Annotated in this window: 20 protein-coding genes; 3 read left to right on the top strand and 17 right to left on the bottom strand. The window is 53.2% G+C overall.

Going from position 1 to position 20,419, the window contains the following annotated elements; all coding sequences use genetic code 11:
• Positions 1-1,678: 1,678 nt before the first annotated feature.
• The 7 genes from xseB to SIB68_RS07660 all read right to left on the bottom strand — a co-directional run bounded on the left by xseB (position 1,679) and on the right by SIB68_RS07660 (position 7,199).
• The gene (gene xseB, locus SIB68_RS07690) at positions 1,679-2,011 is read right to left on the bottom strand and encodes an exodeoxyribonuclease VII small subunit (RefSeq protein WP_063399092.1); all 333 of its coding nucleotides are present in this window, start codon (positions 2,009-2,011) and stop codon (positions 1,679-1,681) included.
• On the bottom strand, positions 2,008-3,165 hold the full coding sequence (gene xseA / locus SIB68_RS07685) for an exodeoxyribonuclease VII large subunit (RefSeq protein WP_063399091.1): 1,158 nt from the start codon (positions 3,163-3,165) through the stop codon (positions 2,008-2,010). The genes xseB and xseA overlap by 4 nt, the downstream gene beginning before the upstream one ends.
• A complete protein-coding gene (locus SIB68_RS07680) occupies positions 3,155-3,340 on the bottom strand; it encodes a hypothetical protein (RefSeq protein WP_041374662.1) in 186 nt (61 codons plus the stop codon). The genes xseA and SIB68_RS07680 overlap by 11 nt, the downstream gene beginning before the upstream one ends.
• A gap of 116 nt (positions 3,341-3,456) precedes the next feature.
• Positions 3,457-3,603: a high light inducible protein gene (locus tag SIB68_RS07675; RefSeq protein ID WP_063399100.1), complete on the bottom strand. Its 147-nt coding sequence runs from the start codon at positions 3,601-3,603 to the stop codon at positions 3,457-3,459.
• 105 nt (positions 3,604-3,708) lie between these two features.
• On the bottom strand, positions 3,709-6,270 hold the full coding sequence (hrpB, locus tag SIB68_RS07670) for an ATP-dependent helicase HrpB (RefSeq protein WP_063399090.1): 2,562 nt from the start codon (positions 6,268-6,270) through the stop codon (positions 3,709-3,711).
• 212 nt (positions 6,271-6,482) lie between these two features.
• The gene (locus tag SIB68_RS07665; protein WP_036911765.1) at positions 6,483-6,866 is read right to left on the bottom strand and encodes a hypothetical protein; all 384 of its coding nucleotides are present in this window, start codon (positions 6,864-6,866) and stop codon (positions 6,483-6,485) included.
• 57 nt (positions 6,867-6,923) lie between these two features.
• Positions 6,924-7,199 carry a DUF2973 domain-containing protein gene (locus SIB68_RS07660; protein ID WP_011131004.1) on the bottom strand — a complete coding sequence of 92 codons (276 nt, stop codon included), beginning with the start codon at positions 7,197-7,199 and terminating at the stop codon, positions 6,924-6,926.
• A 330-nt stretch (positions 7,200-7,529) separates the two neighbouring features.
• Here SIB68_RS07660 and SIB68_RS07655 point away from each other — a divergent pair, with 330 nt between their 5' ends.
• Positions 7,530-8,717: a trypsin-like peptidase domain-containing protein gene (locus SIB68_RS07655; protein ID WP_063399089.1), complete on the top strand. Its 1,188-nt coding sequence runs from the start codon at positions 7,530-7,532 to the stop codon at positions 8,715-8,717.
• 125 nt (positions 8,718-8,842) lie between these two features.
• On the opposite strand, the gene SIB68_RS07650 is transcribed toward SIB68_RS07655, so the two are convergent.
• Complete coding sequence (locus SIB68_RS07650) at positions 8,843-9,031, bottom strand: hypothetical protein (RefSeq protein ID WP_063414238.1); 189 nt, start codon at positions 9,029-9,031, stop codon at positions 8,843-8,845.
• Positions 9,032-9,147: 116 nt separating this feature from the next.
• Positions 9,148-10,872 (bottom strand): ATP-binding cassette domain-containing protein, encoded by a 1,725-nt coding sequence (locus SIB68_RS07645; protein WP_063399088.1) that lies wholly within the window; start codon positions 10,870-10,872, stop codon positions 9,148-9,150.
• Between the two features lie 79 nt (positions 10,873-10,951).
• Between SIB68_RS07645 and SIB68_RS07640 the strand changes: the two genes are divergently transcribed.
• On the top strand, positions 10,952-11,146 hold the full coding sequence (locus SIB68_RS07640; RefSeq protein WP_063399087.1) for a hypothetical protein: 195 nt from the start codon (positions 10,952-10,954) through the stop codon (positions 11,144-11,146).
• Here SIB68_RS07640 and SIB68_RS07635 read toward each other — a convergent pair.
• Both SIB68_RS07635 and SIB68_RS07630 read right to left on the bottom strand, forming a co-directional pair.
• Positions 11,124-11,354, bottom strand: coding sequence for a hypothetical protein (locus SIB68_RS07635; protein WP_063399086.1), 231 nt, complete (start codon positions 11,352-11,354; stop codon positions 11,124-11,126). The genes SIB68_RS07640 and SIB68_RS07635 overlap by 23 nt on opposite strands.
• Before the next feature lie 61 nt (positions 11,355-11,415).
• Positions 11,416-11,793 carry a hypothetical protein gene (locus SIB68_RS07630; RefSeq protein WP_063399085.1) on the bottom strand — a complete coding sequence of 126 codons (378 nt, stop codon included), beginning with the start codon at positions 11,791-11,793 and terminating at the stop codon, positions 11,416-11,418.
• A 208-nt stretch (positions 11,794-12,001) separates the two neighbouring features.
• Here SIB68_RS07630 and SIB68_RS07625 point away from each other — a divergent pair, with 208 nt between their 5' ends.
• Positions 12,002-12,301, top strand: coding sequence for a ribbon-helix-helix domain-containing protein (locus tag SIB68_RS07625; protein ID WP_063399099.1), 300 nt, complete (start codon positions 12,002-12,004; stop codon positions 12,299-12,301).
• Between the two features lie 42 nt (positions 12,302-12,343).
• On the opposite strand, the gene SIB68_RS07620 is transcribed toward SIB68_RS07625, so the two are convergent.
• The 6 genes from SIB68_RS07620 to SIB68_RS07595 form a co-directional block, all read right to left on the bottom strand.
• A complete protein-coding gene (locus SIB68_RS07620) occupies positions 12,344-13,483 on the bottom strand; it encodes an anhydro-N-acetylmuramic acid kinase (protein ID WP_063399084.1) in 1,140 nt (379 codons plus the stop codon).
• A gap of 5 nt (positions 13,484-13,488) precedes the next feature.
• Positions 13,489-14,193 carry a potassium channel family protein gene (locus SIB68_RS07615; protein ID WP_011824937.1) on the bottom strand — a complete coding sequence of 235 codons (705 nt, stop codon included), beginning with the start codon at positions 14,191-14,193 and terminating at the stop codon, positions 13,489-13,491.
• A 24-nt stretch (positions 14,194-14,217) separates the two neighbouring features.
• The gene (locus tag SIB68_RS07610) at positions 14,218-15,621 is read right to left on the bottom strand and encodes a TrkH family potassium uptake protein (RefSeq protein WP_063399083.1); all 1,404 of its coding nucleotides are present in this window, start codon (positions 15,619-15,621) and stop codon (positions 14,218-14,220) included.
• A 105-nt stretch (positions 15,622-15,726) separates the two neighbouring features.
• Positions 15,727-17,547: an SLC13 family permease gene (locus SIB68_RS07605; RefSeq protein WP_063399082.1), complete on the bottom strand. Its 1,821-nt coding sequence runs from the start codon at positions 17,545-17,547 to the stop codon at positions 15,727-15,729.
• Between the two features lie 2 nt (positions 17,548-17,549).
• Positions 17,550-19,226, bottom strand: a complete 1,677-nt coding sequence (hflX, locus tag SIB68_RS07600; RefSeq protein WP_063399081.1) for a GTPase HflX — start codon at positions 19,224-19,226, stop codon at positions 17,550-17,552.
• The gene (locus SIB68_RS07595) at positions 19,223-20,392 is read right to left on the bottom strand and encodes an NAD(P)/FAD-dependent oxidoreductase (RefSeq protein ID WP_063399080.1); all 1,170 of its coding nucleotides are present in this window, start codon (positions 20,390-20,392) and stop codon (positions 19,223-19,225) included. The genes hflX and SIB68_RS07595 overlap by 4 nt, the downstream gene beginning before the upstream one ends.
• Between the last annotated feature and the right edge of the window lie 27 nt (positions 20,393-20,419).

Here is a 20,419-nt window from a genome sequence, read left to right as displayed (position 1 = left end):
GCGCTTTGTATTGAACCATGCCCTAAGATACCCAGTCATTACCTTGACGAATAGTGGCCACAATATATGGCTTTGAAGTGCTTAGATCTGCTTGTTATTTTGGATTTTCAATCAAGTTAGGGTAGAAACTTTTGTCAATTGTCTTTAAGGAATTGAAGTTGGCATTGAGATCGTATTTCTCTAGTTAAATTTTGGCTTAAAGATTTTCTTGGCCCATAATTTTTCAGCGTAAACAGATGACTTTCGATGAGTACAGATGTCTATTCTCCATGGTCAAACTCAAAGCAAATGCTGCCTCATGATTATGTTTTTAATTGGCGTAGCCAATCACAGCAGAGATCGAATTTTCTTTGATTCTAAGTAGTCGTTAACGAGAGGCATGAAGTTGTTTCTTTAAAGGCCTAAAGTTGAAGGTTGGCTGATGAGTGGTAAATCGATGAAGCAGGCAATTGCTGAGAGAACAGCAGAGATGATCAGCGATCGAGTGGCGAATGTTGTACGGCCACTATTCCTTTGTAAGTCGAAGGCCTTGTTATTTGGAAATAACGGTTGGCAACACCAACCTGCTACCAGTGCTACAAATGGCCAACTGATAAAGGTCAAGAGTATGTAGTTGAGAACCATGCCCATTGATTTGCTTTAGCTGAAACCATTGTAGCGATCCTTTAAAGGTGCTATTGATTTTGACATTTAAGAATTTTTGAGTGAAATAATTTTGAGCAAGATTTTCTTGATAGAATCTGCTTCTTGCTAGGTGCAAACAGCATCATTGGAGTCATATTCTCTAGTACTCGTGAAGGCGTTTAGATTGGTTATGATTTGAACGGCTGAGTAATCTTGCCGGGGAATAGTAAGCATGATTCATTGGCGATTGCTAGAAGTTATCTTCAGTGATTGCGGCTCGTATTGTTAATGACTTAGGTATTGACTGATGGCTAAGTGCGAAACTGTTGCCTCCTCAAAGTATTAATAGTAGTTTTTTATTTCCGAATGATTCAGCACCTTCTCTGAGGACAGCCTTTAATAATTGCAGGCTATTCAATTAGTAATTTATTGAGGCATTGTAAGCATTGATAAGTGATATTTATTTTCCAGGGCCTACATAGATGCTTTGAATGCGATTGAATTTAAGCCTGCAAAAATATCAGACAACCTATTGCGACTAGGTTATGACATGGTTTTAGTTACCTTTACTGGTTATGCGTGAATTGATTGTGGGCCGCATTTCTCTTGCTGCCATATTAGGTTTTAGTCACAAGACATCATTTGCGGAATCAGTTTACAAAGCTAGTCGTAAGACATGTTGGAAAATGTTAGTTTTCTCGAGTATGTGAGAACTCGCGCTTGAGACCCGGTTTGTTGATTGGGTGGTGATTTTCCCTGACTCTTGCTAAACTAAAGACCATGGAATTTGCATCATTAACTCTGATCCCCCAGATTTTATATGGATCAGTCGCTTTAAAGGTAAGAGAGGGAGCTGGCATGCTATTCGCATCGCTCGATGCATAGCTCTAAGGGTAATATTGTGGCTGTTGAATCAGCTCCATTGGTTCGTGGATGGACCGGAATTTATAAGGTAAAATTCTTACGAGGTCGCAATAGACTTGTAATTTGTTTGGGCAAGTAGGCTCCAGAAAAATGGAGTTAAGACAGGTCTAAAGTGTAAACCTCTGCTGAATTATGTGTCTGAATCAGGTTTTAGGCTACTCGCATCGAGCTGCAGCACGCTTTGTTCGACGGTATTAAGCAGTGCTTCACAGTGCTCAAGGTAGACCTTCCCTTGTAAGTAGTGTCTTTGGAGCTCTTCTACAGGAACGCTGTCATTCTGTAATTGAGTAAGGAGTAAATCGAGCGCTTGTAGAGATTCTTCGTAGCTGAGTGATTTCGCATCTTGGCGCCATTCTTTCAGCATGCTATCTAGCGTTGATTGCGCAGTATTGATGGCGTGCTTTTGCTGTTTAGAGCCGGAATGTCTCGGCGTCTTCTCAGATGATGAAGTGGCTTTTATCATGTCGAGAGCCTTTGCTGATTAATTGCTTCTGTGGTGGCATTGATCTGGCCATCACTGAGCTGGATGGTCAAATTGTCCAGCAGAGATACATCACCCACGCTTCGAAGAGTTTTACCTTGTTTGTGCTTCACGATGGCAAAACCGCGCATCAACCAGAGTTCTGGTGATAGAGCTTGGAGGAGCTGATGCTTCTGGCTTAAGTGAATGCGCTGAAGCTCTATCTGTTTCAGCGGTTGTTGACACTCCAACGCTTTACCTCGCACTAGAAGCCGCTCACGTTCTTTGCGAATGAGCCAATTGCAATGGTCTTTAAGTCGATGACGGCGTTGCATCAGCACATTTTGAGCTGACTCCCGACTGGGCAACAGGGCCACCATCGCTGCGGTTGGAGTCGCGGCTCTATGGTCAGCAACCAGATCAGCCACTGTTTGGTCATCCTCATGCCCTAGTCCAGTCACCACTGGTATTGGGAAACTGGCCAGGTCACGGCATAGGTCTTCATCATCAAACACCATCAGGTCTTCACGACTGCCACCTCCTCTGGCCAGCACGATCGCTGCAATCCCCAGCTCATCATGTTGATTAGCCAGAGAACGTAAAACGGATTGGATTTGTTTTGCTACACCACCTTGGACTGGAATGGGAATGATCAGCAATTGAGTTAGAGGCCAGCGCTCTTTTGCTGTACGCAGCATGTCTGCCAGGGCGGAACTGGGCACGCTGGTCAAGATGGCTATAACCTCTGGATATTTTGGTAACGCTTTCCGTTTCGATTCGTCGATGATTCCCTCTTTCAATAGTCGGGCTTTCACAATTTCGAACTGACGCAGCACCGTCGATAGGGACGGACGCATGTCTATGACCTGCACGGCCAGGCTTGCTCGGGTTGCCCAGAAGTTGAGCTTGCCGACAACCGTTACCCCATCCCCTTCTGCAGGCCTGTAGGTGAGTTGCTGCAGCTTGGAAGCCCAGGCCACTGCCGTGATACTTGCGTTGCCGTCAGTCAGGGTTAGCCAGAGATGACCTTTTTTGATCTGTGGCTTGGAGACTGACGCTTCCACCAGAAATCGAGGTGCAAAGCCACGTTCCAGCAGAGTGCCAATAGCCGCGTTGAGATCGCGGACTGAATAGTTTGGAAGGGATTCAGCGGTCAAGGCGTCGGTAGGCCATGCCCCAGTAGAGGCAGATCACGACGCTAAGAGCAGCAACAGCTTGCCCCCAGGCATGATCCAGTTGGGTGGATGCGATTGTGAAAATCACCAGGGCGCTGCTCAGAAGCCTTGCGCCATCGCGTCGGTTGTTGACGAAGAGTGGGGGCAAGTTAATCACTCCAACGTTGCTCTACTGTGGCCCATCGTTATTGCAGGGTGCGCTTTAGGCAAACTTTGTCGATTTACATTTATCACCTCATATGGCTGCTACTGCTTGAAGGGTTGCAATGACATTCAGCCAAGGCCCATCTGAGAGAGAATGCTTTGGCCGGTCAGAAGTTCGGTGCTGAGGCCGATGACGACGCCCATCATGGCTAGACGGCCGTTCCAGGTTTCTGCGAAGTTGACGAAGCCGAAACGGGGCTGAGGTTTGTCGGCCATTGGTGACTCCAAGATCTCATCAATGTAACAAAGCATGGAGATGGCTTGACCGTCTTCATGGCAATAGATTCGCATTTTTTAGGTAACTTTCCCCTTGTTTTCATCTCATCCGGCCATGTGCTTTTTGATGCTGGCTGTTGCTTGGGCTTCTCGCGGGTTCTCTGGCCAGGGATGCTTCGGGTAGCGACCGCGCATTTCGCGGCGCACGTCCTGATAGCTATCACTCCAGAAGCCTGCTAGATCTCTTGTGAGCTGCAGAGTACGCCCTGCTGGAGAGAGCAGTTCAAGGGTCACGGGAAGCTTGCCATTGATCAGTTTTGGGCCGTCTTCGCAGCCAAACATTTCTTGAAGCTTCACCGATAATTTCACCTCTCCATCGCCATAGTTGAGTACAGCAGACCGACCAGAGGGAATGGTTAGTTGGCTTGGCAGCAGGATGTCTAGTCTCTGGCGCATCTCCCAGTGGAGCTCTCCCCAGAGAGCTTCAATTAGCCCTTTTTCACCCAGCTCATCCAAGCTATGGCAACCCAACAGCGGTTGGTTGAGCCATGAACTTGGCTGATGACCAAGGAATTTAAGGTCGCGAGGTGGCCAGGGGGTGCCTAGGTGGCGGTGGGCGAGTTCCAGGCGTGCACGCAGTTGTTGGCTGCGACGGCCCCAGGGGAGTTGCCCTAGACCCTGATGGCACAAGACATCGAGCAGGATCTTGCGGCAGTGTTCGGGTTCTGGCTGTGGGAGGCGTTCCCTTTGGATTACTAGTTCGCCGATCTTCAACAGTCGCTCTGCTCGTATTCGCGAGCTTTTTTCATCCCAGCTCACTGATTCACTCCATTCCCCATCTGTCTGGCTCAGCGTCTCTACCCATTGCATCGAGAGGGGGATTGCGAGCTGGATGAGTGTGTTGGCCTGGCCAAGATCCACCCTTGCAACTGCTAGGGCAGGAGAAGATCTGAGAGGGTCATGCTGGCGGAGAATGGCGCCGCGTCCTTGTCGCAATCGATAGTGTCCGGCTTTTCCTGGTCGTTCCAAGGCCAACCATTCCGGGAAGGCTGTGGCAATTAGTTGTGCTGCCAGGGCATGTTCTGAGAGGTCTTTATTTGCTTGTTTGCTGTATTGATCGTCTTGCCTAATGGTCTTGAGTTGATCAAGCAGCTTTTGACTGAGACGGCGCATCTGTTGATGGGCTTGTCTGGCAGATCGATGAATGTCTCGCTGGTCTTGACGTAACCAATCCAGACGAGTCCTCAGGTCTGAGCCAACCTGATGGCTGTTGAGGGGATCTCGATCACCCAGTAAAGCGGCTAGTTCGGCTCCCAGGGCTGCGCATCCCCATCCCTGGGCTTGGAGCAACAGGATCCCTAGCCTGGGGTGTATGCCTAGTTTGCATAGCTGGCGGCCTAGCGTTGTGATGCGTCCGTCATGGTTGAGGGCGTTCAGATTGATCAGTTGTTGCCTTCCCTTCTGCAACGTTGATTGAGGTGGGGGGTCGATCCATGGCAGGGTTTCCCCTAAGCCAGCGCCCCAGGCCGCTAGCTCAAGCACCACGGGCATGGGATCGGCAACAAGTATTTCTGGAGGTGCATGTTTGGGCTTGCGCAGTTGTTCTGCTAGCGACCAAAGTCGAACGCATTGGCCTGGACCTTGGCGTCCGGCTCGCCCTTGGCGTTGATTGGCGCTTGCCAGGCTGGAGGGCACTGTCTCAAGTCCCTCCATGCCAGTGTTGGGGTCAAAGCGACTTTGCCGACTCAGGCCGCTGTCGATGACCAGTCGAACCCCTTCGAGGGTGAGTGAGCTCTCCGCGATAGAACTTGCTAAGACGATCTTGCCTATCCAAGGCGATTCTGCCCTTAGCAATGCCCGCGCTTGCACCTGCAGAGGCTGTTGCCCGTGAAGATAGGCAAGATTCCAATGCGTAAGACTTTCTTGAGCCGCCAGTAGTTCTTGGGTGCGTTTGATTTCACGTTGTCCAGGTAGGAACACCAGCACGGTGGGGCGTGAACTGGTGCGATCGCTTGCTTCGCTGAGAGGTAGGGCATGGGCCGTAATGGCCCGCATCACCTGATGGGGTAACGGTTCGTCTGGGCGGGGTGTCTGATGATGGGTGGCGACTGGGAAGGCTTTCCCCTCGCTCTGTAGAAGGGTTGCTTCTGGTAGGCGATCTTGTAATTCGCCAAGATTGAGCGTTGCAGACATGAGCAGAAGCCGTAGCTCTGGATGGAGCAGCGGTCGGGCTTCAAGCAAAAGGGCCAGGGCGAGGTCGCTGTCTCGCCGGCGTTCGTGAAATTCATCAAAGATCACGCAATCAATGCCGTTTAGGCTTGGATCACTCTGAAGGCGACGTAGAAACAAGCCGTCTGTAATGACCTCTAATTGAGTTCGTTTTGAGCGCAGCTGTTCATGTCGTATAGCGAAGCCCACGCGCTCTCCTAATGGCTCTTTCAAGCTTGCGGCTAGTCGCGAGGCTGCTGCTTTGACAGCTAATCGTCGTGGTTCCAGCATCCAGATTCGGCCTGGAAGAGGGGTGTGACCATCAAGGGCACCCAAAAGCGCAAGCGGAACTCTGGTGGTTTTCCCTGCCCCTGGTGGCGCTTGCAGCAGCACTGTGGCACTTGCAGTAAGGCTGTGGCAGAGCTGCGTTAGCAGCGAGTCGATCGGGAGATCTCCCAAGCTGCAAAGAAAGAGTTAGCTGATCAAATTGAGAAGAGCTAGCAGCATCAGACTGCTTAGGGCTCCTATCGCAAAGAGAAGCCTCACTAAAGGCGCCGTCGAAAGCTGCAGGCTGCTCATGAAGAAAACCTTAAGAGCCGGAACTTTACTGGTCTAGCCCCTTGTCCCTGTTTGTAGCCTTGATAGTTCGCAGGGCTTCACATCCTTCACAGTCAGCGCACGTGGCGGGTGCCGTCAACGGGGTGATAGTCCTCGCCTGTGAGTTCTTCATAAACGATGGCTGGTAGCCCTGTCTCAAACATGGTTTGTAGTGCTTCCTTGAGAAAGGGATTCCATCCCCCGGTGCTTACGTCGCCGTGTCGGACCGTCCAATCCCATGTTCCCTGCAAGTCTCTAGGGATGCGTCCTTCTCGATCGCGCCGAGCTACCAGGTCAAGAGACTCGACCAATCCCACTTGGATCGGCTGTTTGCCGTAAGCAGGGGTGAGGCTTAGTTCAAGCCGAACGGGATCTTCTTTGACCAGCCGCAGTCGAAACCGCGGAGGCAACTTCACTGCTTTGATGACTGCAGCCACGATGCGCGTTCTTTGATCCACCAGGGCTTCCCCAATCGAGTCCAATCCAGTGCCGACCTTTGACACTGACTTTCTAATTTATTCAGCAGGAGTTTCTGTTGACTGGGGTGGCTCGTTGTCTCCTGAGAAACGAACTGTGAGGAGCTCTTCTTCTGTGAGGCGGCCTTCCTGGTCTAGTAATTCAGGGTGAACGGTCACCAAACCGGTGCGATCACCTTGTGAGTTCTTCCTAATTGGTTGGCTACGTATGGGTTGCTGGGCGGCGCCGAAACCCTTCCCCATTACGCGGAAGGCTTGCCACAGCAGGATCAGGAAGGCAGCGCCGTAAAGGATCGGGAACAAGGGGTTCTCCATGACGTCTTCATGGTTTGCGATAAAGGCGATTGGGTGGTCGCCACATTGCGTTCATCATTGCTTGCCTTTGAATGATCGTGCTAATCACGAGGCGCTGGCAAAGCTCAGGCCTTTCAAACTTCACGAAACTCAGGCAAAGGGCTGATTAGCGCCCAGGATTTGTTGCAACAGTTCATTCAGTTTGGACCTTGTTGAGCTGTTCCGTGGGGGAATGAAGCTTCATGAAGACGAGCTCAGGCGTATTTGGTCACAGCTCTGTCAAGGATTGACACTGTTGTTTGAGAGAGCTCTGTCTACGGTCAAAGTCATGAATTGATTGTCGTTTGGCCAATGTCTGCGTTACTTGAGGAATCCTCCGCAGAGTTGCGGTTATCCAGCCAATCCTCAGGTTTGAGCAGGGTTTTCCGTGGTGCTCTTCTGCTTGGCACTGGATTGGTTTGTCTGCCTGTGTTGTCGGGACTTTCCCCTCAACCGCTGCAGGGGGCATCAGCCGCGACAGCCTTATCCAAGCAGTCGTTTGTAGCGGATGCCGTGGCTCGCAGCGGCCCTGCTGTGGTGACTCTTGAGACGAGTCGGACGGTCCGTTCTATGGGCATGGTTGGTCTGCCTCAGGGGCTATTAGCAGACCCGCTGTTTCAACATTTCTTTGGTTTGCCTGGCAGAGTCGCTCCCCGCTCGCGGATAGAACGAGGGCAGGGAAGTGGTGTGATTTTTTCGGCGGAAGGATTGGTTCTCACCAATGCTCATGTCGTGGAGAAGACCGATCAGCTGATGGTGGGATTGCCAGATGGTCGAAGGGTGCCTGGGCGACTGGTTGGCCAGGACAAGATTACGGATCTGGCTGTAGTGCAGTTGGATGGCTCGGGGCCTTGGCCCACAGCCCCATTGGGAGACTCGGACCAGCTTCGGGTCGGGGATTGGGCCATAGCTGTTGGCAACCCCTTTGGCCTTGAAAATACGGTGACGTTGGGAATCGTCAGCAACCTCAACCGCAACGTCTCTCAGCTAGGGATCTCTGGCAAGCGGTTGGATTTAATTCAGACCGATGCTGCTATCAATCCAGGCAACTCAGGAGGACCGCTGTTGAATTCTGAGGGCAATGTGGTGGGTATCAATACACTCGTTCGCTCTGGACCAGGAGCTGGGCTGGGTTTTGCTATTCCTATTAATAGGGCTAGGACCATCGCCCAGCAGCTGGTGGAGCGAGGACGGGCCAGTCATCCGATGGTGGGTGTAGGTCTCTCGCCGGTGCTATCTGCCCGTTCTGGGGAAGCCAACTCTCCTGGTGCTGTGATTCGTTCCGTGGTGCCGGGTGGGCCTGCAGCGCGTGCAGGGTTGAAGGTTGATGATGTGATCGTTTCGGTGGAAGGGTTACCGATTGATGGGCCTGCTGAGGTCGTGAGCGCGATTGATCGTCATGGAGTTGGGCGACCAATCATTTTTGGATTAATCCGGGGCGACAGTCGGATTGAGCTGGCGGTTACACCAGTGGAGCTGACGGCGATGCAGGCACCTTGACCCTGTTGTTATGTGCACTGCTCCCGACTAGTCCAGTCTCAGGCTCTACAAAAGGATCTAAGATATGTTCAGCCCATGAGCGGGTAGTGATGCAATCTCATTTTGCGGCTGGGGCTAGAAGCTATTCATTCGTCAGTGTCTCGTAACTGCTCCACGCAACGGGTGATGCATTCACCGTCATCCAGCGAGCAGGTGGTGATGCATTCGAAGTAGGTCTCAACGGCATCCCAAGTTTGCTCATGCTCATGGTTTGCGTCGCTAGTCGAGTTGGAGATATGAAGGTCTTCGGCACGTTGGGTAGGGACGCTTGTCATCAAGTACACATGGCTGTGAAGTCAGCTTATGCACATATTTGCTGTGCTCAAAGGAAAATGAGTCTTCCTGCCTAACCTTCTTTAAAGTTTTTTTGCCAAACGGATAGATTTTGGGTTTAAGCCGAGCCTTTTTTTCTGGCTTGACGCTTCCTTTGGCGATCGCGATTGGCTAAGCGTTTGACTTCTTTTTCTGCCAGGGTCATTGCCGCCGCGGCTGCGGCTTGTTCCTCTGATTTTTTTTCCTGGAAATAAGCGTAGTTGCCTCGGTAAAGGATCAGTTCGCCATCGCGTAATTCCACGATGCGATTGGCTACACGGGAAATGAAGTAGCGATCATGAGAGACCAGCAGGGCGGCGCCTTCGTAAGCCTGCAGTGCGTCCTCCAGCATCTGTTTGGCAGGGATGTCGAGGTGGTTTGTTGGTTCGTCGAGTACCAGCAAATTGCAGGGTTTGACCAGCATTAGGGCTAGGGCTAAGCGAGCCTTTTCTCCACCACTTAGATTTTCGACGTTTTTGAAAACAGCATCATTGCTCAAGCAGAAACTGCCGAGTAGAGAGCGCACCTGGGTTTGGGTCCAGTCCGGGACGGCTTCAAACATTGTGTCGATGACGGTTTTCTGCAGGTCCAGAGCTTCTGCTTGGTTCTGTTCGAAATAGCCAGCTGTCACGTTGTGTTCTCCGAGGGAAGCCCTGCCGTCATCGGCAACTTCCAAGCCCATGATCAGACGCAGCAGAGTGGATTTGCCTGCGCCGTTGGGGCCTATGAAAGCAATCCGATCGCCGGGTTCCACCTCCAGATGGGCGCCGAGGAAGAGAATCTTGTCTCCGTAGCTGTGGCTGAGGTCTTTGATCACAGCCACCTGTCGGCCGGATCGTGGAGCGTCTGGGAAGCGGAAGCTGGGGCCGCTGACACTCTTCACTGGAGCTTCGATTCGCTCTACTTTCTCGAGGAGTTTCTCTCGGCTTTTGGCTTGGGTGCTGCGCGTGGCACTTGCCCTGAATCGATCGACATAGGCCTGTTGGGCGGCGAGATCTTTCTGCTGGCGTTCAAACGCAGCTTGAGTTGCTTCCTCTTCGAGTGCCTTCTGCTCAAGATGTGCTGTGTAGTTACCGAGATAGGTGCGCGAAATGCCTCTCTCAGTAATCACGATTTGGGTACAGATCCGATCGAGGAACGTCCGGTCGTGGCTGATCACAACCATGGCGGCGGTCTGTTTGAGCAGATAGTCCTCCAGCCACTGGATGGTGTCTACGTCCAGATGGTTTGTGGGCTCGTCGAGCAGGAGCAGATCAGGATCTTGAAGAAGGATCTTGCCGAGAGCAATTCGCATTTGCCATCCCCCGGAATAGTCCCCTACCCGTTGATCGGCCCCATCTGATGTGAAATGGAGTGTTGGCAGTAGTTTTTCGATTCGAGCCTCAAGCTCATAGCCGTGTAGGGCTTCAAAGCAATTCTGCAAACGGCTTAGGTCTTTGATCAGGCTGTCGAGAAAAACGCTGTCTTCTGCAGCCCGCTTTGTAGCCATGGCGGTTTCTACGAGTCGCTGTTGATGGACAACGGCAGCGGCCTCACCAAAGGCTTGAAAGAGCTCTTCTCGCACTGTGCGGCAGGGATCAACATCAAACTCTTGTTGTAAGTAGGCGATGCGTGGGTTCCCCTGGCGCACAATCTGGCCACTGCTGGCTTCTTCGAGTCCCGCGATTAATTTGAGCTGTGTGGATTTGCCAGCCCCATTGACGCCTACCAGTCCGATTCGGTCTCCGGGCTTGATTTCCCAGGTGACATCCTTGAGGACTTCATGCGTGGGGTAGACCTTGTTGACGTGCTCAAGTCGCAGCACCGTGGGAAAGCAACCGCAAGAACATCATCCCGCTTCGTATACGGGCAGACTGGAGGATATCCATTCCGGATCACCGGCCATGGTGAAATTCGAACAAATTACGGCTGTTGTGCTTGCTGCTGGCCTAGCGATCCCTAGTTACTGGTTTTTTTGGAGTTTGGCAGGGGGTGGTGGTTACGACCGTCGAGGCATGCAAAACGTCAATCCCTCACAAGTAGAAGAAAGTCGCTCGCGTGAATTAGAGCCTGCTCTTAAAGCCCCCCCCGAGCCTTGATGAGCCATTGCTTGGTGTCAGCGTCATCGAGGCTGGCCAAGTGCGCTTTTACTTCGTCAGGCGTGACAGGGAGTCCCATGCTGTGCCCAAGATCGCAGATTGCCTTCAAGGCTCCCTGAGGATCTTGGAGTGCCTGGCGAAAAAGGGCTTTGGTGTGTTCGGGATTGTTCTGAATACGTTCGTAGAGCACTGCAGCGTTGCTGCTCATCAGAAGGGAAGTGTCTGTTGCAACTGTATTCAGCCTGAAGTGATTTGACCTGATTCTTGGTTCATGCTGCTTGCTCTACATCAACTTCTGTCATGCCTGTTGCTGACGCGTCTTTCATGCTGCGGGCATCCATGCAGAGGACTTTGCGCAGTTGGGCGAAATTTTTGGCCTGGGATTCGCGTCCGTCCTGAGCGGCGCCGTATTCCGCCCTTTGCAAGACTTGATGGAGATGTGTGAGCAGATAGCTGCTAATTACAGCTGATACCAGCACATCGCTATTTTCTTGGCTTCGGCTTAAACGCCGACCCTTGCTTGATTTGATACGGCTGTTTGGCTTGACAGGGCTGTTTGGCTTGACAGGGCTGTTTGGCTTGACAGGGCTGTTGGCCTGTTGAGGTGGATTGAAGCGAGTTGAAGTTGGAAGTGTGGGTTGGTCCATGGGGCAATCCTGATGTCTGGTTGTTAGTCGAATGAGGGGGGTACTTGAGTTTTAGGGCTGAAAAAGCATTGGGTATTTCGACGGTCCATGGAATTGTTGAACTGGGTCATCGGAATAGACCATTCCGAACTGTGGTCTCAGCATAGTGCTGGATACTATCCTTGCATACCTCTGTACACTTGTAAGTAGCACTTACTTTTTTAGGGTCGTGGCTACCCGTCAAACTTCATCCAGTGGGAAGCCCAAGTCTCCGAGAGTCCAGGTTGTGTTGCCTGAAGAGCTTTGTGTGCGCCTCACAGCTCTTGCCGAGCTTGAGTCCCGCACCGTTAGCAATATGGCCAAAGTGCTTATTCAGCAGGGTATTCAGCGTTACGAGCAGGAGCAGAGTTCGGTCTTCTCAGCCCCATCGCTAGCGAGTACAGAAGGCTTTCGATCGGCTCTTGAAGCTCAACAGCCCAGGCGTTTAAGAGGCGCTCCGCGCCGTCTCCGCCTCTATCGTCCCTCTTGAGCTTGGTGGTCTTCGTGGTTCTTCAATGAACTGCTTGGCGAATCAGGCTGGATCAGCTCTCACACCAAGAACTGCCGCACGCTTGGCCCCTGTTATGGCAGGAGCGTTGCCTGGGTGCTGGAGGCAATGCCACCAGGCCAGTAATGCAAAGGCAAGACCTTCTCGGGCTTCAGCGCTGAGGCCCAGCTCATCGCTATTGAGGAGTCGCATGCCACGGCAGCGTTGTCTTAGTTCGTTCATCAGCACAGGATTTCGGCTTCCTCCACCAGCAACAATGAGTTCCAGGGGGCGAACCAGATTTCTAATGCGCAGATTGTCCAGATCCTGTGCCACAACGGCTGCGCTGAAAGCGGTCAATGTGGCGACACGATTGGCCGTCGACAGCTTGGGGAGTTCCTTTAGGCGCTGCTCTAGATCGGCAAGCCCAAATTGCTCCCGGCCTGTTGATTTGGGAGGAGGGAGTTGGAAGAAGGCTTCCTTCAGCCAGCGTTCGATCGTGGTCGTATGTGGATGCCCACTGGCAGCGATGCTTCCATCATGATCAAAGGCAAGCTTGCCTTTGCTGATCTGTTCAACAGCAAGATCTATCAGGCTGTTGGCTGGGCCGCAATCCCAGCCCATAACAGAAGCAAGGCGATCCGGACCGCTGCGGGGAGGAATCAGGGTGAGATTGGCAATCCCTCCAAGATTGAGCACCCCACGCCAGCCCCCTACTCGACCTAGCAGTGCGGCATCTGCCATAGGTACCAAAGGTGCTCCCTGGCCTCCTAGTGCCAGGTCTGCGGCTCGGAAGTCATGAACAACAGGGCGCTTGAGCAGTTCAGCCAGTAGAGGGGCTTGCAGGATTTGCCAGCTGGCGCCGCGATGATTCTTTTGAGGAGGACGATGCCAAACAGTCTGACCGTGAGAACCCACGAGCTCAGCTTGTGCGCTGGGGTCACAGGCCAGAGCTGCTTGAGCATGCACCTCGGTGATGGACTCAGATAGCTCGAGCCATTCACGGCTATTGAGCCTGATGCCTTGTCCTGCGTTGACAACTGTTTGGCGAAGATCCTCTGGGTAGGGGGTGCAGACAAGATTCAGTAGCGACCATTTTGGTTCAGATGGTGAACCACTGAACTCAGCAAGTACTGCATCAACACCATCAGCACTGGTGCCGCTCATCAGCCCCAGTACGCGCATTGAAGTCAGGTTTTGGGAAGTTTCTTGAGGTCGTCCACCAATCCCATGACGACAAGCACATGCTCTTTTTCGAGCACATACGTTGCGGGAGGGTTGACGTGCAGTCCCTTGGTTGGGCCAGCTGCCAGAACGTTTACCAGGTAGTTCTTGCGTAGGTTGAGGTCTCGTAGGGAATGTCCAACAAACAGATCGGGAACCTTGATTTCTTCGATGCAGGTTTGGTCATCAAGTTCCAAGCGTTCCATCAGGTTGGGCCGCACTAATTCAAGACCTAGCCGCTCCCCCTGCATCCTCGAGGGGAACACCACCCGATCAGCGCCAACCCGCTTCAACATCTTTTCGTGTAGGTCACTGGTGGCTCGGGCAATCACCTGTTGCACTTTGCTGCCCTCGCTGTCCTTGGCGATCAGCGTGGTTGTGATGCTTGCTTCGATTGGTTCGCTGATGCCCACGACAACGGTGCCCATTTCGAGCACACCTGCTTCTCGCATCGATTCCTCGTCAGTGCAGTCCACAACTCTTGCTTCGATCGACGGCTCCAGTTGTCTCAGCTCTTCGATAGATCGTTCTGAACGGTCAACCGCCAGCACGTCTGCACCGTTTTGCATGAGTTCACGACAGACGGCGCTCCCGAAGCGCCCTACTCCCACTACTGCAAAGCCAAGCTGAGGGGTGCCTTGTTGGGGTGACCAGTTCCACCACTCTTTCATTGTGTTTTCTCAGCAAACCAAAGTTCAGACATAAAGATCTTCTCGCGGATAGCCGATGCGATTTTGACGGTGGAGCCGATCTTTGTTAACGGCTTCCCAGATTGCGCTGAGTAGCAGAAGGATGCCGAGTCGTCCCACAAACATGCCGACGATCAGCACGAGTTGTCCGAAATGACTCAAATTCTGGGTGACGCCAACATCGAACCCCACAGTGGCAAAGGCTGAAATGCATGTGAATAACATTTCTAGAAAGGTGAAGGCTTGCTCTCCATTCAGGCTGCTGGACATACCCAGCAATAAGGCCATCACAAGCACGAAAAGCAGGGATGCCACTGTGATGCCGACGGCTTTCAAGACCACCTTGTCGGAAATCTGACGATTACGGATGACGACATCGTCCTGGCCACGCAGGGTTGAACGGGTGGCGGCCATTAAGGCGGCCAGGGTGGTGGTTTTGATGCCACCGCCAGTACCTCCGGGACTAGCTCCAATGAACATCAGTGCCATTAGCAGAAGTAGCCCTGAATCGGAAATGCTCTCGAGAGAGAGGTTCACGGTGGTAAATCCAGCGGTTCTGGCACTGATAGAGCCGAATAGCGAGCTCATCAGTCGCTCAGACCAACCGATGCTTGAGAGGAAGTGGTCTTGGCTTAGTGATTCAGTGATCACTAGCCCCATGGTTCCGATCAGCATCAGGATCAGGGATGTGCGAATGACCAGACGGGTATGCAGGCTGAGGTTGCGGCGTTGTAGCTGTTTGCGATTGCTCCAGAGATCACTGGTGACTCTCCATCCCAGTCCACCAAGAACGATCAGGACGATGATCACGCTATTGACTACCGCATTGCTGCGGTAGTGCTCCAGGCTGTCAGACCAGAGGCCGAAGCCGGCGTTGTTGTAGGCAGAGATGCTGTGAAAAAGTGCAGCCCAAAGTCGCTCTCCATGGTTGGTGATGTCATTGAAGCCAAAGATGTAGAGCACGATCGCGCCAATCAGGATCAGCACTGTTGCGGTGAGGGCAATGCCTCGAAAAGTCGTGCCTACGCCGCCAACCCCGAATTCATCGAGGGTTTTGCCTCGATCAAGCCTGCATCTCAGTTCAGTTCCGCGAACCACAAAACCTTGTAAGAAGGTGGTGATAGCCATCAGCCCAAGTCCACCTGCAAGGATCATCGCTGCAAGAACCCCCTGGCCGACGTTGGTTAGATCTTGTCCGATATCAATAATGCAAAGTCCAGTTACGGTCACTGCTGAGGTCGCCGTGAACAGTGCTTCCCACAATCCCACCTTGGCGTTGGAGCAGACCGGAGTGGCGAGAATCAGAGTCCCAGCGAGGATCACCAGTAAACCTGTGACCACAGTGAATTGAGGAACCGTAAGGCGACGGTACAAATCCTGAGTGCGATGGACGGCTTTAGGAAATGGCACCGATGGGTTCCCGCTTTATTGCGACGAGAGTCAAAGGTTGTCCTGAGGATTCTCCCCAGACGGATAGAACCAGATTCTGCAAATGCTGGCACAGTTCTGCTGTATTCAAGATCCGCCGAAATGCCAAAGGATTAGCCCAGGAATCATCACGGTCATCAGGGCCGTTAGGCCAGCTCCATAACGGGTTACATCCAGAAATCGATAACGCCCAGGACCGAACACCATCAGGTTTGTCTGATGCCCCATTGGTGTCAGAAAAGACTGGCTTGAACCAAATAGCACGGTGAAGACCAGTGCATTGGGTACAAGGTCTAGTCCAGGTGCGAGTTGGATGGCCACTGGGACAAGTAGTGCGACGGATGCGGCTGGGCTCATCATCTGGGTGAGGAGCGTGGTGACCAGAAAGATGACTAGTAAGGCTAAGTAGTTGGACCAGTCATTCAGCAAGGTTTCAAAGCTGCTTGCCAGAGCATCTGCCAGGCCGGTTTTCTGCATTGCCACGCTGAAGCTGGAGAGCGACCCCAGCAGCAGAATCACATCGAGACGAATTGATCGCTGAAGTTCCCCTGGGCGAAGGCATCCTCCTGCCACCATCGCGACTGCAGCAAGTAGGACCGCTGCCACCAGTGGCAGGGCAGTCACCGTCGGCATGATCAGCATGGCCAAAGCAATGATGATGGTCAGTGGTTTGCGGCGCACTGTGGGGAGGTCGTTTTCCAGCTGATCAAGGACCAGCAAATCATTGCTGGCTTGCAGGCCGCGAATGGAGTCCAGTGGGGCTTGCAGCAGTAAGACATCGCCTTCGCGTAGTACAGCTTGTCCAAGACGCTCTTGCACTGTTTGCTGACCACGCCTGAGAGCAAGAACTGTGGCGTTGTGGCGTTGCCGAAATCGCAGTTCACGCAGACTTGCACCAGCCAAAGTTGAGCCTGCCGGTAGGAGGACTTCCACAGTTCTTTGCCCTTCGCCCAGGCTAGATGGGGAAAGTGAGGACGGAGCGATCGACTCTCTTGTTGCTAGCTGTACGTTGTGTTCTTGTTGGAGACGTAGTAGGTCTGCGCGGGTGACCCTGAGGAGAAGTCGGTCGCCAGGTTCAAGTCTGCGATCAGCCAGGGGCGGTAGGAGTCGTTCTCGACCTCTTTGCAGTTCCAGCACGTCTACATCAAAACGACGTTGTAAACGACTGTTGTGCAGGGATTGTCCTACCAGTTGCGAGTTCTGAGGGATGGTGACCTCTGTGAAGTAACCAGTCTGGTCTTTGTTGTCTCCTAGTTCATCGCTGTTGCTGCCACGGTCTGGCAAAAGGGCCTGAGGGGCAAGCATGAGATAGGTGGTTCCGGCGAGCCAGATCGGCACTCCGATGGCCGTGAAGCTGAAGAGTTCTAGAGATCCATTGCCCAGTTGCTCGCTGATGTCACTGACCAGCAGATTCACTGAACTCCCCAGCAGTGTGAGTGTGCTGCCGAAAAGCGCTGCGAATGATAGTGGCAGCAGGACCTTGGAAGGAGAGATCCGGCGTCGATGACACCAGGCTTCAATGACAGGTAGCAACGAGGCGACGACGGGTGTGTTCGGCAGCACACTCGAAATGGGAGCGACCACTAGGCCCAGCAAGGCAATCAACCGGCGTGGGCTGCGAATGCGCTCGGATGCGATCAATTCGCGCACGCGATCCAGGGCACCACTGCGGAATAAGGCTGCAGAGACGGCGAACAGGCCCATCAGCGTAATTAGGGCAGGCCTGCCAAATCCCGCCAGGGCTTGTTGGGGAGTTAGGACACCGGTGGCCATCAGCAGTGCCATGCTCAGCAGGCCAGTGAGTTCAGGTGCGAGGGCACCGCTGATGAAAAGCACCACCGCCAGCAATAACACCGCCAGGGTGATGAGGGCTTGGGGGTTTTGAATAGCGGTGCTCAGCACAGCCATAGTTAGGTGTTTGCAGAATGCAGAGGGGCCGATTCTGCTTTGTGACCCCAGAATTGGTCCTTCAGCCAGTGTTTGAGTCCTTGCAGCCCGGCACCTGATGCAGCGGAGAGATAAATCACCTTCGGGTCGATGCTGCGGATTGTCTCAAGGGCACTGCTATCACAGCGGTCAATTTGATTGGCTATCACCTGCCGGATTGATTCTGCGCCAAGGGAGTTAAGCAACTGATGCACTGTGTCCAGTTGGGCTTGCCAGTCTGTGTCTGACAAGTCCACCACCACGAGGAGGAGATCGGCTTCCAGAGTTTCCTCCAGAGTGGCCCGAAAGGCTTCCACTAATGGCGCTGGCAGTTCACGGATGAAGCCCACAGTGTCTGTGATAAGCAGTTCAAGGGGTTTCCCACCTGTCTGAGGAATCAAGAATCGGCGGGTGGTTGGATCCAAGGTTGCAAACAATTTGTTCTCTGCCAGCACTTTGCTGTGCTCGTTTCGACTGCAGAGAGCATTGAGTAGGGATGATTTCCCCGCATTGGTATAACCCACGAGTGCAACCCTTGGCAGACCTTCCCTGCGGTTGCGAAGTCGGGCACGATGGTTTTGCAGTTGCCGTACCTCACGTAACAAGTGCTCGATGCGTCTTGTAATGGCACGCCTGTCTTTCTCGAGTTGGGTCTCGCCAGGCCCGCGTGTGCCGATGCCACCTCCCTGACGGGATAGGCTGCGACCTCGCCCCATCAGCCTTGGCATGCGATAGCGAAGTTGGGCTAGTTCCACTTGAAGGCGGCCGGCTGCACTAGAGGCGCGCTGGGCAAAGATGTCTAGGATTAATTCACTGCGATCCATGACAGGGCAGTCGAGATATCGCTCCAGATTCCTGACTTGAACAGGACTGAGCTCACGGTCTGTGATTACTAGCGAAGCGCTATGTCGCCGAACTTCCAAGGCTGTCTCTTGTAGTTTCCCCTTGCCCCAGAGGGTCTGAGGATTAGGAGCCCCCTGCTTTTGTCGCACAACTGCTACAGGATGCCCCCCTGCACTGCGCACCAACCCCTCGAGCTCAGCAAGGTCGCGTTCGCTGCGGCTTTGCTCTGGTCCCGTAAGGGTCAGTAGTAGGACCCGTTCCCTACTGTCCTTTGAGGGTAGGGGGTTGACTTCTGGATTGGCGGTTGATCCTTGGCTGTGTTGGCAGAGCTCGCTGAGTCCGTTGGCTTCGATCAAGCTCCATCCCGAGATCTCCTTTGGATCTGGTTGCCAGAGGGCAGCAATCCTGCGACCTCCTCGATCTGCTGTGGGGGCAAAACGTAGCCAGGAGTTCGGTGCTAGATCGAGTGCCACGATTGCATCATGTTGTTCTGGCCTGAGGTTGTTTCGCTGAAGTGTTAGAGAGCAGCTGATTAAGCGCCATCCAGCGGTCTTGCGACGGGGTGATTCAGGAAGATGGGCGAGAAGTTGCCCCGATCCATCGAGAGGTCCGACCCAAAGAAGGCGGCACAATCCACGGCTATCCAGCACTAAATGGAGTGGTTGGCATAGCTCAAGCACCTGTTCAGCTAGCCGTTCCAGGGTTAGCTGATCGGCGCCTTCCCTTTCGGGATGCCGGCGGTGGCTGAGGCGTTCTAATTGTCTTTGTTGTGAAGGGCGTAGTCCCTTGGTGCGACCAGCTAGGTGGGCTTGTTTCAATGTCCAAGCAGCCAGGCCCCGCCTGAGCGCAGGCCTAGAGACAATCCAGGTAGTTTTGTTAGATAGGCACCCCGGCGAATTTGGAAAGCCAGAGGACCTGCGAGTGTGAAACCCATGCCGGTGAGGGAGGCTTCTCCTACTCCCAGGCTGAGCATTTCGCCAAAATCCTTAAATTCAAAAGGCTGGAGAGGACTGCTTGCTCGTAGTGCCATCACGTTTCGAGCCGCGATCTCCCCTTGTTGAAGTGCTACCTGGGCTGTGGAGGGCCAGGAGTGGTCTTTGTTGTAAGTGGCATCGCCAAGGCCAAGCACATCACTGAGTCCGATCACTTGTAGGCACGAATCGATAGGCAGTCTTGCTTCGGTAAGGACAAAGTCGGGGATGAGTGCTGGTATGACTGGTCTTGTGCCGGCTGTCCAAACAAGACCACTGTGCGTTATTGCTGAACTGATGGCAGGTTCCTTCTGTTTGCTTAGGAGTTCAACCTGGTCTGTCGAGATGGCTCGAACTTGCGTGAGCAAATGAACGTGAACACCACGTTCGCTGAGTGCTCGCTCGGCTTGTTCTTGGTTGAAGGCTTTCGCACTGGGCAGAACCCGTTCGCCAAGCTCAATGAGGTGGAGTTCAGCAGCACCGTCAAGGAGATCTGCCAGCTTGCAGGCCAGTTCCACGCCAGTTGGTCCCGCTCCAACAATCACAAGGGCCTGACGAGGATTTCTACGTAATTGAAGTTCTTTAATTCGTTGTCGCAGCACGTCAACGTCGTTGAGACGGTGAAACATCAGGGCGTGTTTACGGACCCCTGGGATGTCGAAATCTGTTGGAGCTGAGCCAGTGCTGAGTACAAGTTGTGCGTAGTTGAGCTTGAGCCCTGAGCTGGTGGTGACTGTTTTCGCTTTGGTGTCGATGCTTTCAACCCGGTCTTCGAGAAGGGCAATACCGCGTTGACTGAGTAGAGAGTGATAAGGAGGTGCGACTTCCCAAGCCTGAAGCTCTCCACTCAAGAGTTCGTAAAGCAAGGGGAGAAAGACGAACCGCTGGCGCGGTTCAATCAGCACGATGGGAGGGCGAGGTTGGCAGTGGCTGAGAGCGAGCGCGGTCGTTAGCCCTGCAAATCCGCCTCCGACAACCACCACGGCATTGGCGTTTGACGGGTTGGGGATCATGCGCGACGAGCCTGGGATGATTCTGGA

The organism is Prochlorococcus sp. MIT 1323 (assembly GCF_047304905.1).
Classification (GTDB): Bacteria; Cyanobacteriota; Cyanobacteriia; order PCC-6307; family Cyanobiaceae; genus Prochlorococcus; species Prochlorococcus marinus_D.
This window is presented reverse-complemented; position numbering and strand designations above follow the sequence as displayed.

Coding starts and splice junctions, on each gene's coding strand:
- xseB (WP_063399092.1), bottom strand. CDS start 2,011: ATGATAAAAGCCACTTCATCATCTGAGAAGACGCCGAGACATTCCGGC.
- SIB68_RS07675 (WP_063399100.1), bottom strand. CDS start 3,603: ATGGCCGACAAACCTCAGCCCCGTTTCGGCTTCGTCAACTTCGCAGAA.
- SIB68_RS07660 (WP_011131004.1), bottom strand. CDS start 7,199: ATGGAGAACCCCTTGTTCCCGATCCTTTACGGCGCTGCCTTCCTGATC.
- SIB68_RS07655 (WP_063399089.1), top strand. CDS start 7,530: ATGTCTGCGTTACTTGAGGAATCCTCCGCAGAGTTGCGGTTATCCAGC.
- SIB68_RS07650 (WP_063414238.1), bottom strand. CDS start 9,031: ATGACAAGCGTCCCTACCCAACGTGCCGAAGACCTTCATATCTCCAAC.
- SIB68_RS07640 (WP_063399087.1), top strand. CDS start 10,952: ATGGTGAAATTCGAACAAATTACGGCTGTTGTGCTTGCTGCTGGCCTA.
- SIB68_RS07635 (WP_063399086.1), bottom strand. CDS start 11,354: ATGAGCAGCAACGCTGCAGTGCTCTACGAACGTATTCAGAACAATCCC.
- SIB68_RS07630 (WP_063399085.1), bottom strand. CDS start 11,793: ATGGACCAACCCACACTTCCAACTTCAACTCGCTTCAATCCACCTCAA.
- SIB68_RS07620 (WP_063399084.1), bottom strand. CDS start 13,483: ATGCGCGTACTGGGGCTGATGAGCGGCACCAGTGCTGATGGTGTTGAT.
- SIB68_RS07615 (WP_011824937.1), bottom strand. CDS start 14,193: ATGAAAGAGTGGTGGAACTGGTCACCCCAACAAGGCACCCCTCAGCTT.
- SIB68_RS07605 (WP_063399082.1), bottom strand. CDS start 17,547: ATGGCTGTGCTGAGCACCGCTATTCAAAACCCCCAAGCCCTCATCACC.
- SIB68_RS07595 (WP_063399080.1), bottom strand. CDS start 20,392: ATGATCCCCAACCCGTCAAACGCCAATGCCGTGGTGGTTGTCGGAGGC.